11 protein-coding genes are annotated in these 12,525 nt (G+C 55.2%); 4 read left to right on the plus strand and 7 right to left on the minus strand.

What is annotated here, in order from left to right; genetic code table 11:
- Positions 1–108: 108 nt before the first annotated feature.
- From V9K67_RS22580 to V9K67_RS22600, 5 genes are all read right to left on the minus strand, one after another.
- Positions 109–732: a hypothetical protein gene (locus V9K67_RS22580; protein WP_336726518.1), complete on the minus strand. Its 624-nt coding sequence runs from the start codon at positions 730–732 to the stop codon at positions 109–111.
- A gap of 65 nt (positions 733–797) precedes the next feature.
- Positions 798–1,499, minus strand: a complete 702-nt coding sequence (locus tag V9K67_RS22585; RefSeq protein WP_336726520.1) for a hypothetical protein — start codon at positions 1,497–1,499, stop codon at positions 798–800.
- A gap of 74 nt (positions 1,500–1,573) precedes the next feature.
- Positions 1,574–2,083 carry a hypothetical protein gene (locus V9K67_RS22590; RefSeq protein WP_336726521.1) on the minus strand — a complete coding sequence of 170 codons (510 nt, stop codon included), beginning with the start codon at positions 2,081–2,083 and terminating at the stop codon, positions 1,574–1,576.
- 54 nt (positions 2,084–2,137) lie between these two features.
- Positions 2,138–2,896, minus strand: a complete 759-nt coding sequence (locus V9K67_RS22595) for a hypothetical protein (protein WP_336726524.1) — start codon at positions 2,894–2,896, stop codon at positions 2,138–2,140.
- Positions 2,897–3,443: 547 nt separating this feature from the next.
- A complete protein-coding gene (locus V9K67_RS22600; protein ID WP_336726527.1) occupies positions 3,444–4,931 on the minus strand; it encodes an FxLYD domain-containing protein in 1,488 nt (495 codons plus the stop codon).
- A 586-nt stretch (positions 4,932–5,517) separates the two neighbouring features.
- Between V9K67_RS22600 and galK the strand changes: the two genes are divergently transcribed.
- Together galK and V9K67_RS22610 are read left to right on the plus strand one after the other, a co-directional pair.
- A complete protein-coding gene (gene galK, locus V9K67_RS22605; RefSeq protein ID WP_336726529.1) occupies positions 5,518–6,702 on the plus strand; it encodes a galactokinase in 1,185 nt (394 codons plus the stop codon).
- Entirely contained in the window at positions 6,689–7,753 is a 1,065-nt protein-coding gene (locus V9K67_RS22610; protein WP_336726531.1) for a UDP-glucose--hexose-1-phosphate uridylyltransferase, read from the plus strand. Before galK ends, V9K67_RS22610 begins: the two co-directional genes overlap by 14 nt.
- Before the next feature lie 123 nt (positions 7,754–7,876).
- On the opposite strand, the gene V9K67_RS22615 is transcribed toward V9K67_RS22610, so the two are convergent.
- Complete coding sequence (locus tag V9K67_RS22615) at positions 7,877–8,260, minus strand: hypothetical protein (protein WP_336726533.1); 384 nt, start codon at positions 8,258–8,260, stop codon at positions 7,877–7,879.
- A 196-nt stretch (positions 8,261–8,456) separates the two neighbouring features.
- Here V9K67_RS22615 and V9K67_RS22620 point away from each other — a divergent pair, with 196 nt between their 5' ends.
- A complete protein-coding gene (locus tag V9K67_RS22620) occupies positions 8,457–10,943 on the plus strand; it encodes a beta-galactosidase (RefSeq protein WP_336726536.1) in 2,487 nt (828 codons plus the stop codon).
- 15 nt (positions 10,944–10,958) lie between these two features.
- Here V9K67_RS22620 and V9K67_RS22625 read toward each other — a convergent pair whose 3' ends face one another.
- Positions 10,959–11,801, minus strand: a complete 843-nt coding sequence (locus tag V9K67_RS22625; RefSeq protein ID WP_336726539.1) for a metallophosphoesterase — start codon at positions 11,799–11,801, stop codon at positions 10,959–10,961.
- Positions 11,802–12,046: 245 nt separating this feature from the next.
- Between V9K67_RS22625 and V9K67_RS22630 the strand changes: the two genes are divergently transcribed.
- Positions 12,047–12,523, plus strand: coding sequence for a hypothetical protein (locus V9K67_RS22630; protein ID WP_336726542.1), 477 nt, complete (start codon positions 12,047–12,049; stop codon positions 12,521–12,523).
- Positions 12,524–12,525: the final 2 nt, after the last annotated feature.

Here is a 12,525-nt window from a genome sequence, read left to right on the forward strand (position 1 = left end):
GGGCTGTTGGTAATAATTTGCCTGCTATAAGGTTGTATTTGGCATCGCCTGTCTCTATATAACAATGGATTCAGCGAAGTGACCGGAGGATGGGGGCATCATCCTTATTTATTCGTCCGTCATCTCATTAGGGTTACCAGGTACAGATGGGGGTGGAGGAGGCGGTGGTAGCGGTTCGTGCTCCACCGATTGAACTACCACGGAGCATATTTCCAAATCATCCATAGTAAGTTCCCTGTCCTCTATTTCTTCCTGGGCGGAATCCTGCTCCTTCAGCCATTCGGGAGAAAAATGAGGGTGTTCTTCTATTCTCCTGATGTTTATCTTAACAGGGGCGTTGCTTCTTTCTTTAGGGACAAATTCAATAAAATAGGCGTTCTTCCCTTGAAGTTCGCCATTAACAAACAGTGCCAATTCCTCCTCACTAACGCTGGTGGTATCCCAGCCAACAACAGCGAACAGTTTCCTTATTTGGATTAGTTCCGTTGATGTAACCGGCCTGCTGAGCGCAACAACCGACACGCTTCGAATGGATGGTACCCTTTGTAGTTGCGTCGTTACCTCCTGTTGGTTGTTCTTGCCCTTCTGAATGATCCAGAATTCCGAGGTGCCATTGCCGTTTGTTTCTCCGTAAAAAGCATATCCCCGTCCTGCTGTGTTTAGAATCTTCAGTGTTAATTCGGCGCTTTGATGGGAGGTCGTAAGGAGGATCATGTAACTTATTGGCGTCATATTATTGGCAGTTTGAAGTCAGCGATTTATAGCTTTAATGGACGATAGTATTTTTGTCCTTCTTATTATTCTAAGGTACTTTTCTTAAGTAGGTGAATTCCGCCAATGCTGTAGGCAACGTCAATAGGAATTGGTTTGTCTTTTAGATAAAAATTGCCATTCTGGAAAGACGTTATCCTATTGTCAATCAGGAAGAAGTAGTTTTCTCTGTTTGTCAGGATGTCCAGGTTGTCAGGGGTAAGTTCTACTGGCTCCAGGTACTCCACTAATCCAAGCTTGTAAAGCTCTGGAATGGTTATTTTTTCTCCATTCATTTCACAGGCGTGCTTTTCGCCTAGTCCCGGCATGCCAAACCAGGGCATGGCTTTACCCACCCGCAATGAAATACCTGAAGTGCCGGTTGTAAAAAGAAAGTGCTTCACTTTAAATGTCTCAAAAATTGGCGGCAATGACTTCTGAGGAAATTGTTCTTCTGCTTTCCAAAAGAACATCACTTTATTTTGCCATTCCGGGTCGTTCCTGTCGGTGCAAACCAAATTGTCTGTCCAGTAGTGCGTGTACAGCTGACCAGTTCTCAGCAGGATTGTTGATTTGTCAATTCGCTCCCTTTTTTCTTCCGTAAGTGGTCGGATAACTTTAAAGCCATAATGGTCTCCTGTCGGAATAATTACCTCGTCTTTTTGCAATTGAACCGTCTCTGGTTCTGCCCAATTTTGCGTTTTATGGCTTGTTTTTCTTTTGCCGAAAATCTTATTGAATAGTCCCATAATGTGTTTGTTGTTGGTTGTAGGGAATATATTATTGTATCCCGTGTAAGACCGCTTTCCGCGTGACAGCAGCATCAGTGTAGCAGTTCTGCTATAAAGATTAAATATTCATTTTTCGTAGTTCTGCCCCACGTATATACATGAATATTTATAGTCTCCTCCTTATTCTTCATTTCGAAGATATAGCCAGCGTGCATCGTGGCTGGTTCTTTAAACTTGGCAGCAATCAACGAACAAGCATATTGCTTTATCACCTGCTTTCCTTTGTCAGAAAGCCGTCTTTCCTCCGATTGTTCCAATATTTGGGGAGGCTCTGCATTACTATCGTTGACTTTACTGCAATCGGTTCTGTATTTCCGATAAGAAAAATGAAAGTTGTCGCCCCTTAGAAAAACCTTTGTTGTTTCTAAATGGCCGCCCCATTCACCACATTCCATAAATCTTGCTTTGATGAACAAGGTATCCCCGTAGAAGTTTGATTTATCGAAAAATTCCGTGCTGCCGGTTCTTTGCCCTAAAGCGGGAAAGCAGGGCAAAAACAAAGCTGCCAGAAAAACCAAATGCAACTCACCCCTGGTGGCCATAAGAAAATTTAACCTAAAAGATATTACTTTAAAGAGCTTCCGCCGGACGTTTATTTAAAAATCGTAGTTGAGTGCGTAAATTTTGTCATCATTGGCTTTTGGATCCAAAAGTACTATAAAGGGATTTTTGACATTTTCCTTTTCTCTTAACATAATTCCGGCAAAATAAAGAAGCTCTTGTCCGTCATTGGATTTAATGAAACGAAAACCGTAGGGGACTAATTCCTTTGTTGCTCCAAAGCTAATTTCAGCCTGCTTTATGTTGCTAACCATTTCCTCCGGTGATGTTTGTGTAATAGCGGGGACTGTTTCTATATGGTCCCCTAAGTTCTTAAAGTCCCTGTTCTTGACATAAGAATAAATTTGCTCTACGACCGCTCTTCGTCTTGTTACAAGTTCGAGTTCGGAAACCGGAAAAGTGAAATCAAAAGTTTCGCCATTCGTTCGTTTTGCTTTCACTTGGATTTCGGTGTACTTGTCTTTTTCGCCGTCCTTCAGATTTCGATAAAAGAGATAGGCTATATTGGAACCAATTAATTCCGGGTGGACTTTGGAGTTGTCGATTGTTCGGCTTTTCCGGACTTCTAACCAAAATGCGTTTTTTGTCTCTTTGTTAATCCCGGCGGATTTGGAAAATCCATATTCGCATTCGCCGCCATAAAGCCCGGTAATCTCTTTAATTCCTTTGTCTTCGTTATCGGTGATGTTCAAAAAATTGGAAGCAAGTGTGGGTTTTGTTTCACCCGGATGTTGGGAACCGCAGGATGTGAAGAACAAAACGGTAAAGATGCAATAACCTAAAATACGTCTCATGTGCAGTTGATTATACAGAAACAAAATTATCTGGTTAAATTCAGAAAAGACCGACCAAGTTCGGCTAACGTTTTACCGGTTTCGGCTTAAGCACTGCCATAAACAGCTTTAAGGAGCAAGAGCAGATGTTCGCGGTTCGGACTTTTTGCGCTCAACCTTCATCTTAAATACTACTCTGTCCTGTCCAACCCCTGAATAGTCTTTGATTACTTTAATTCCGTTCTTATTTTCAGTTCCTGTCATATGCATCCCAATCCTTTATACCGGAAACTCATCTTCACTAAATTAAATACCCAATACGCGAATCGAAAAAGGCACAAGTTTTCCTGGGAGCCGGTCAAAGCTTCGCCACCTGAGGCACAGCTCATTTCCGTTAGGCGGCTAAAGTTAATATAACGTAGGTAATAAAGAAGCCCACAGGCAAAACAGAGGAGTTGCCTGTGGGCTTATGAAAAAGCGCCTTAAACAAGTGGCGCCTTACAAGAAGTTTTTGTCGCGTTTTGGGTTTATTATTCCTTTAAGCCGGCTTGGAATAGCTGTTTCCAGGCTATTCCGCCCCGCTGACCGACACGATCCGGAAATCGGCATGGTCGGCAATGCGCTCGTCGGGAACGGCAACGGTGCCGGACTTTTTCGCCGGGATATTGCCGAAGCGGACCGTGGTCCGTTTGACTACGCTGTTCTGGTCATTGTAATACCGCACTTCCACGGCCGCATTCTGAACGGTCTGGCTGCTGCGGTTGTGCAGGGTGAGCTTCAGTCCCTGCACGCCCATCATCCAGCCGTCACCGGCGGCCTGGTTGGAGGTGAGGTCCACCATTTCGCTCAGCGGCACTGCGGGTTCCTGCCGGGCGGGTTCCTCGGTGGCCGGGCTAACACTGCCGGCGGCCGGTGGGTGGGCTTCCCGGGGAGCCGCTACTACGGCTTCCTCTTTTTTATCCCGCTTGAACTTGCCCAGGAAATTGTCGAGCTTTTGGCCCAGGGTTTTCTTTTCCCCGGAAGCGGCAGTGGCATTCGCGGGTTCTTTTTTGTTTTCGGTCCGGGCGGCGGCCGGCTCTGCGGATCCTGTAGCGGCCTTCGGCTCGGGGCGGGCGTTGGCCGGGGTTTTCACGCCGGCAGTCACCGGGGCTGCTTTTTGGGCTTCCGGCCCGGCGGCGGGTTTGTTATCGATGTTTTTGGCGGCAGCGGCCGTATTGCCGGCGGCAGCGCCGGGCAGGTTACCGTTGCCCTGGGGCGAAGCCGGGGTGGTTTCATCATAGTACGCGGGCACTTCCGAAGCGCCCTGGTCTTCCGAAGGGGCGGCCTCCTGTTGCGGGGCGGGTGCCGGTTCGGTATAAGGGATGGCTTCCACAGTGGCGGAATCGGGTTCCTTGTTTTTATCCAGCAGCGAACGCACCACCACGAAGCCGCCGGCCAGCAGCACCACCACCATCAGCAGGGTGCCGATCTCCTGGATGGGCAGCCGTTTCTTCCGCGACTTCTGGGCAAAAACCCAGTCGGTATACTCTTCTTCCACTTCCTCGATCGGGCGGGCGTATTTCATTTCCAGCGTACCCTTGTCCTCCGGGGCACTGAGGGCGGCGCCTGCCGCAGCGGCCGCAGGGGCGGCTTCCGTCCGGGTGGCATTATAAGCCTGGGCCCGCTGGCGGAGCTCCTCGGCCTTGCGCTCGAGTTCCCGTTCGGGCGAGGTCTCCCGGCTGCGGGCAGGAGCCGATGCGGCCGGTGCGGTCGGCTGCGTCCTGCCGCCGGGCAGGATCACGTGGATCTTTTTGCCCCCGGCCGGAGGGGTGTTGGTCCGCGACGCAACGGCAGCCGCCGGCGACTGGGCTGCCGGCTGGGCGGGACCGGAGGCGGGCGAAGACCCAGCCGGCACGTAGGGGCGGAGCGCTTCGATCTCGGACGGGTACGACCAGCCCGAGCTTTTCCCTTCGATCCAGATCAGGTCCATCGGGCGGAGGCCTGCCTGCAGCAGCTCCTCGAGGCTGTAGGGCCCGCTTTGCCGGTTGTTGCGCAGAAGTAAATACACCTTATGCATATGATGAGTTTAATAATCGCTTCCCTTTTTCTATTGCCGGTACCAGTAACTTCCCGTTCGGGAACAACGCTTTGCCGCGTCAGTAATATAGGAAAGCAGGAACGAAAATGGCCCCAAAATGGCCACAATTTTTTTTTCGTATAGGATTTCAGCGGGAGCGGAAAAGCAGGCCGGCCTTCTTTCCTGGGATGCGTCCTTTTTTCATGCCCTCCGCCTGCGGTTGCCGACGCGTTTTGTAAAGAAAAAATCCCGCCAAAGCGAAGGGTCGCCCGCTGAATTTTAACATTTTCCGGTAAAATTTCAGCGCTGTCCGGCGCCGGGGCGGCGGAGTTTACGTGTTTACCAGTTTACGGGTTTATGGGTTAGGTCAGAGTCCTTCTGAATGGATATGTGGATGAGTTTACCCCCATTTTAAGCCATTTTGCCCCTTGGGGTTCCGCTCCCTTCCGCTTAATATTGCACCGCTCTGCGGCAATTCCCATATTTTCGCGGCAGGGCAGCAGGCGCTGCAAGGGGCCACCCTGCCTGCCCAGGGATGATTTATGAACGAGCAAACCCCATTTCAAATTATAACAACCCTCAAACGATGTTACAGTCATACGATGTGACCCGCATTCAAAACCGCTTTAAGGAGCAATTTAATGCCGAACCCCTGATCGTCCGTTCCCCCGGCCGTGTAAATATTATTGGCGAGCATACCGACTACAACGAAGGCTTTGTGCTGCCCGCCGCCATTGATAAGGCCATCTACGTGGCCGTCAGCAAGAGCGCCGACAACCGCATCCACCTCTACGCCGAAGACTTTTCCGAATCGTTTGAAGCCGGCCTGGACGCCATCCAGCCCTCGGATAAAGGCTGGCCCAACTATATCCTGGGCGTGGTGGACCAATTCCAGAAAGCCGGACTGGCCGTTGGCGGCTTCAACCTGGTGCTGGACGGCAACGTGCCCATCGGCGCCGGCCTGTCCTCTTCCGCCGCCGTGGAATGCGCCACCGTTTACGCCCTGAACGAGCTGTTCGGCCTGGGCATCGATAAAATGCGGATGGTGAAAATGGCCCAGAAAGCCGAGCATACCTTTGCCGGCGTACTCTGCGGCATCATGGACCAGTTCGCTTCCATGTTCGGCAAAGCCGGCCACGTGATCCGCCTCGACTGCCGCTCCCTGGAATACGAATACGAACCCCTGGACATGGCCGGCATCGTCGTGCTGCTGCTCAACACCAACGTAAAACACTCCCTTTCCTCCTCGGAATACAACACCCGCCGCAGCCAGTGCGAGCAGGGCGTGGCCTGGGTAAAGGAACACCAGCCCGAAGTGAAAAGCCTGCGGGACGTGACCCCCGAAATGCTGATCCAGCACGTGCTGCCCAAAGACGAGCTGATCTACAAACGCTGCAAATACGTGGTGGAAGAAAACATCCGCCTGCTGGAAGGCTGCGAAGACCTGAAAAGAGGCGACGTGGCCGCCCTGGGCAAAAAGATGTTCCAGACCCATTACGGCCTGTCGCAGGAATACGAAGTGAGCTGCAAAGAACTCGACTTCCTGGTGGATGCCGTTAAGGACAACCCGGCGGTGCTGGGCGCCCGCATGATGGGCGGCGGCTTCGGCGGCTGTACCATTAACCTCATCCGGGAAGAAGCCATCCAGCCGCTGGTGGAGCGCCTTTCCAAAGAATACAAGGCCGCCACGGGCCTGGAACTGACCCCCATCGTGGCCCGCATCGAAGAAGGTACCTCCGTCATCAAATCCGAAGCATATGCAGGCATTTGATCCGAAGGAACACCCCCATACGCGGCTGAACCTGCTTACCGGCGAATGGATCCTGGTGTCGCCGCACCGCACCAAGCGGCCCTGGCAGGGGAAGGTGGAGAGCGTGCCCCCCGACGACCGCCCTTCCTATGACCCCAAATGCTACCTCTGCCCCGGCAACAGCCGGGCCGACGGCAGCCAGAACCCCGCTTATACCGATTCGTTCGTATTCACCAACGACTTTGCCGCCCTGCTGCCCGACGCCCCTCCGGGCGCCCTCAACGTGGGCGGGCTGCTGCAGGCGCAAAGCGAAAAAGGCACCTGCCGGGTAATCTCTTTTTCACCCGACCACTCCCTGACGCTGCCCCTGCTGTCCCAGGAAGGCATCGAAAAGGTGATCGAGCTGTGGCAGCAGGAATACGCCGACCTCTCGGCCGACCCCTCGTTGAAATACATCCAGATCTTTGAGAACAAGGGCGAGATCATGGGCTGCTCCAACCCGCACCCCCACGGGCAGATCTGGGCCTCCTCCTCCCTCCCGCTGGAGGTCGTCAAGGAAACTATCCAGCAGAAAAAGTACTTTGACGAAAAGGGCCGCAGCCTGCTGTCGGACTACGTGCAGCTGGAGCTGGAACAAAAGGAGCGCCTCGTGCTGGAGAATGAACACTTCGTGGCCCTGGTGCCCTTCTGGGCGGTATGGCCCTACGAGACCATGATCGTTTCCAAACGGCATGTCCGCAACATCCAGGAGTTCAGCCCGGAAGAAAAGACCGCCTTTGCGGACCTCCTCAAAAAGCTCACGGCCCGCTACGACAACCTGTTCGAGATCTCGTTTCCCTACTCGGCGGGCATGCACCAGGCGCCCGTCAACGACGGCGACCATCCCGAATGGCACTGGCACATGCACTTCTTCCCCCCGCTGCTGCGGTCGGCCACCGTCAAAAAATTCATGGTGGGCTACGAAATGCTGGCCAACCCCCAGCGCGACGTTACTCCCGAATGGGCAGCCGAACGCCTCCGCAGCCTCAGCGACATCCACTTTAAGGAGAAACGGCAGGAGTGGGTGGTCTGAGAAGTTCCAGAGTTCCAAAGTTCCTGAGTTCGGTTCGGAAGTGGTGAATGCATTATTTAGTTTTTTGTTTATAGAAAAGGCGTGGCCGTAAGGGCTACGCCTTTTTGTTGGGAGCGGGCAGGTTTAACTGATCACCACAATGATGAGGAGGATGCCGAAGATGCCGGCAATCAGGCCGCCGGCTCCCAGCAGCATGGCGATCATTCCAATGACCTTATTCACCCGGCTTTTCTTTTTCCGGGCCCTGATCCAGCCCGTGAGGCCCAGCACAAATCCCAGCGTGCCGCAGGGAACCGGGCTTACCAGGAACAGCAGCCAGAACAACATGCCGGTCTTGTTCAGCGTGTACTCGTCCAGGATAAAAAGCGCCAGGAACAGGAAGGGCAACGCATACAGGAAGAAGACGAGGTAGTACCGGCGGAAGGGGGCCAGTTGCCGGCATTTGTGCAGCAGGGAGGCAAGTATTCCCTCCGCTTCCGCAGGAGGAGTGATTTCAGAATGATTCATGATAAAGCAGTTGGTTTTGAAAACGGACGCGTACAAACTTATAAAAAAACGGCAGCGGCACGCAAGTGGCGCCGCTTTTATGCACAATTTTTTCAGGCCGTTCCGCCAACGACAAACCACAAACGACAAACCTCCAACTTTTCTGCCGCTAGTTTGTATCTTGTCCCATCCCCTTTATTGGATTAACTCTGCATATATGAAGTGGCTGAAACATTGTTCCGTACTTTTCGCTGTTCTTTGCCTGGCCTGGGCCGTTCTTTCCGGCTTAAGGCCGCCGCAGGGCACCTACAGCATCGACCTTTCGGGCGGCGTGCCCCGCATCCTGACGGGTCACCTGAAACTGGGCGCCAACCGCAGCCCCGGGGGCGAAGTGCTCGACGCCAACAGCCTGTATTTTACCCGCAACGGCAAACCCTGGTTCCCGGTCATGGGCGAATTCCATTTTTCGCGCTACCCCCGCGAGCAGTGGGAGGAATCCATCCTGAAAATGAAGGCCGCCGGCATCGACGTCATCGCCACCTACGTTTTTTGGATCTACCACGAAGAGGAGGAGGGCGCCTGGGACTGGACCGGCAACCGCAACCTGCGGGAATTTGCCGAACTCTGCGCCCGCCACCACATCTACCTGTTCGCCCGCATCGGCCCCTGGTGCCATGGCGAGGTGCGCAACGGCGGCTTCCCCGACTGGCTGCTGAAGAAAACGGCCGTCCGCCGGAACGACAGCACCTACCTTTCCTATGTCGACCGCTTTTTCCAAAAAATCAACGGACAGTTGCAGGGGCTGTATTTTAAAGACGGCGGCCCGGTGATCGGCGCCCAGATCGAAAACGAATTCCGCTTCAACAACCCGGCCGGCCTCGACCACATCCTGACCCTTAAAAGGATGGCCCGCGCTGCCGGCATGGACGTGCCTTATTATACGGCCACCGGCTGGCCCGGCTCGGATACGCGCCAGCGCGAGCTGATCCCCGTCTGGGGCGGCTATCCCGAGGCGCCCTGGGACAAGCGCACCACCCGCCTGCCGCTTTCGGAAAATTACCTCTTCGGCCCCCTGCGGGTCGACCGCACCATCGGCAACGACATTTTCGGCGATGCCCCCGCCGATACCACCAACTTTTCCGGCTACCAGTACCCTTATGCCACGGCGGAAATGGGTGGAGGTAACCAGGTGACCTACCACCGCCGCCCCCTCATTGCCGCTCCCGACGTGGTGGCCATGGCCTATGCCAAAACCGGCTCGGGTGCCAACCTGATGGGCTACTACATGTTCCATGGCGGCTCCAATGGCCTGGGCAAAAACTCTACCCTGCAGGAGTCGAAAGCCACGCGCTATCCCAACGACTACCCGATCATCAATTACGACTTCTTTTCCCCCCTGGGCCAGTGGGGCGAAGTGCGGCCTTCGTACCGGGGATTTAAAACGCTGCACCTGTTCCTCAACGATTTTGGCGACCGGCTGGCCCCCACCTATGCCTCTTTCCCCGACCAGAAGCCTTCGGGGCCCGACGACATCAACACCCTGCGCTGGGCGGTGCGGGCCGACGACCAGGGCCGGGGATTCGTATTTATCAACAACTACCAGCGGCAGGTGGCCACCACCAGCCAGAAGGACGTGCAACTGCTCATGAAGCTGAAGGACGGCAACATCCTCGGCCTCCCCGAGAACGAGGTGTCGATCAAAACCGGCGTCCAGGCGATCTGGCCGTTCAACTTCGACCTGGGGGGCGCCCTGCTGCAGTATGCCACCGCCCAGCCCCTGTGCAAGCTGGAAGGAGCGGAGCCCCTGTACGTATTTTTTGCTCCCGATGGCCTGCTTCCCGAATATGTGTTTGCCCATAAAAACATCCAGGAGATCCAGGTAACCGGCGGCACTACCGCCCGCCGCAGCACCACCACCCGGGTAGCTGTCACGGCGCCGGGCACTTCCTGCCTGATGCGCCTGCGGCTGGCCAACGGCAGCCGGGTGAGGGTGCTGACGCTGACCCACCAGCAGGCGGAGCATTGCTGGAAGGGAGCGGCCTGGGGTGCCCAGCGGCTGTTCCTGAGCGACCGCGACCTGGTCTTTTCTCCGGAAGGCGTCCGCCTGCAAAGCACCGGTTCGCCGGCCTTCAGCCTGTCGGTTTATCCCGCCCCGGCCAAAGTGTCCTTCAGCAAGGGCGTCGTAAAGAAAGACGCCAACGGCATTTTTACCCGCTATGCCACCGTGCTGCCGGAGCGGAAGATCGCTGTACGATTTTACGAGGACGAACGCATCCACCGCGACACCGCGCTGATGACGATCTACGATACCTCTTCGCTGGTCTCCATGCCCCTGTACGGGGCGGAGTTGCAGGCCCTGCCGCAGGTGCGGTACTGGCGGGCAACTGTGCCGGCCAACGCGCTGCAGGGATTGTCCGACGCCTTCCTGAAGGTGGATTACCGCGGCGATACCTATGCTGCCTACCTCGATAAAAAGCTGGTGCAGGATGATTTTTATTGCGGGCTGCCGGCCACCCTTTCGCTGCGGCAGCTGGCGGGCGGCCCCGCCGCCCGGGAGCTGGTGATGCTGGTGACCCCGCTGACCGACGACAAGCAGATCTACTTCGAACCCGGGGTGCGCGAACCGTTGCTGCACCGGATCGCGGCGGAGATCCGGGAGATGAGCGTGGTACCGCAGTACGAGGTAGTGGTGAAGGGGAATTAGTGCCGGCGGAAAAGGTTATGCCCGCTGGAGCTCGAACAGGGTGATTTCCGGGCGGACGTTGAACCGCACCTGCACGGTGTGGCCCAGGGCCCGGTTGATATAGAGCGTACGGTTGGCGGCGAGGTCGAATTTGCCGGCGGTATATCGTTTGTTCCGGACCGGCAGCACCGGCGGTTCGAGAAAGGGCGGTTTGCATTGCCCGCCATGCGTGTGCCCGGCCAGGATCCAGCCCTCGTAACGGTTCCATACGTCCAGGTCGCAGACATCGGGATTGTGGCACAACAGGATGTTGGCTTTGGAGGGATCGTATCGCTGCATCACCCGCCACGGGGCGAAGTTGATCCCCCATAAATCATCCAGGCCGATAAAGTTCAGGCCGGAAACTTCTTTTTGGTCGTTTTGCAGCAGGATAACGCCCCGGCGGTGCAGCAGGTCCGAAATGTTGTCCGCTACCTGTTGCTGCTTCCAGTTGATCCCGTAATCGTGGTTCCCGAGGATTCCGAAGGTGCCCAGCCTTCCTTTCACGGCATGTTGCAGCACGGCATCCAGCTCGCGGTAGGGAACATGGCCGTCTACGATGCTGATATAATCACCGGTGTACGCCACGAAGTCGGGCTGCAGCGCCGCTGCCCGTTGAAAGGAGCGGAGCAGGAAGGAACGGTTGATCAGTTTGCTGACGTGGATGTCGCTGATCTGCATCAGCGTCTTGCCGGCCAGATGCTCCGGGAGGTTTTTTACCGGCAGCGGCAGGCGCACGAATTCCAGCCAGAACGGTTCGATCTGCCAGGCGTACAGTCCGCCCGCCAGGCCCATCCCGGCCAGGCCTCCCAGTGTTTTGATAAAATGCCTTCTCTTCATAAACGTAAAATTGCCTCCGGTTTCTTTTCCGGGGCAAAGGTAATTGTTCGGTTCCGTAAGCCGCCGACCTCTGTCGGGAAGGTGGCTTTCGCCCGTCGGCTACCGGCCGGGGCGGGCGAATTTTGTAGAGGGTTTTTTTCTACATTTGTGCCCCATCGAACGAAGCCTGCCTGCTGTCGACGGACAGGCCGGTCACCCGCTAATGGAGCCCAGACCTCTTTACGGTCACCTGGAAATTTCTGTTTATGAAACTGTTTTCGAAATCCTACACCTGGCTTTTTATCAGCGGGCTTGTATTGATCCTGTTTTCCTTTTTCGACGCCCAGCGGCCCGTGGATATCCGGCTGCAGGACAGCCTGGTGGTCATGGACGCGTTCCTGGCGTTCGGCTCCGCGGGTACGGCTTTGTTGTTGTTCTGGCTGTTGTACCGGCTCACCCGGAAGTACCTGTATGCGCGGGTCCTTTCCTGGGTTCATGTGGTCCTGACCATTGTTACCGTCCTTTATTTCCTGTTGAATTTGTTTGGAAGCGGGCTGGGGCGGACGCCCGAGGAGGCCGAGAGTTTTTCCGATGTGTACGGTTTCCTGCGCGCCATTCACCTGCCGCCCCTGGTGCTGGCGGCCTTCCTGGCCGTGCAGTTGCTTTATCCTGTCAACCTGGCCCTGGGGCTCGTCAGGCGGTCCCGGAAAAAGCGCCGCCGCGTGGCGTTGAAACGGGCGTAACC

The sequence above is a fragment of the Huijunlia imazamoxiresistens genome (assembly GCF_037132455.1).
Taxonomy (GTDB): Bacteria; Bacteroidota; Bacteroidia; order Chitinophagales; family Chitinophagaceae; genus Flavisolibacter; species Flavisolibacter imazamoxiresistens.

Coding starts and splice junctions, on each gene's coding strand:
- V9K67_RS22600 (WP_336726527.1), bottom strand. CDS start 4,931: ATGCATAAGGTGTATTTACTTCTGCGCAACAACCGGCAAAGCGGGCCC.
- galK (WP_336726529.1), top strand. CDS start 5,518: ATGTTACAGTCATACGATGTGACCCGCATTCAAAACCGCTTTAAGGAG.
- V9K67_RS22620 (WP_336726536.1), top strand. CDS start 8,457: ATGAAGTGGCTGAAACATTGTTCCGTACTTTTCGCTGTTCTTTGCCTG.
- V9K67_RS22615 (WP_336726533.1), bottom strand. CDS start 8,260: ATGAATCATTCTGAAATCACTCCTCCTGCGGAAGCGGAGGGAATACTT.
- V9K67_RS22610 (WP_336726531.1), top strand. CDS start 6,689: ATGCAGGCATTTGATCCGAAGGAACACCCCCATACGCGGCTGAACCTG.
- V9K67_RS22580 (WP_336726518.1), bottom strand. CDS start 732: ATGACGCCAATAAGTTACATGATCCTCCTTACGACCTCCCATCAAAGC.
- V9K67_RS22625 (WP_336726539.1), bottom strand. CDS start 11,801: ATGAAGAGAAGGCATTTTATCAAAACACTGGGAGGCCTGGCCGGGATG.
- V9K67_RS22590 (WP_336726521.1), bottom strand. CDS start 2,083: ATGGCCACCAGGGGTGAGTTGCATTTGGTTTTTCTGGCAGCTTTGTTT.
- V9K67_RS22630 (WP_336726542.1), top strand. CDS start 12,047: ATGAAACTGTTTTCGAAATCCTACACCTGGCTTTTTATCAGCGGGCTT.
- V9K67_RS22595 (WP_336726524.1), bottom strand. CDS start 2,896: ATGAGACGTATTTTAGGTTATTGCATCTTTACCGTTTTGTTCTTCACA.
- V9K67_RS22585 (WP_336726520.1), bottom strand. CDS start 1,499: ATGGGACTATTCAATAAGATTTTCGGCAAAAGAAAAACAAGCCATAAA.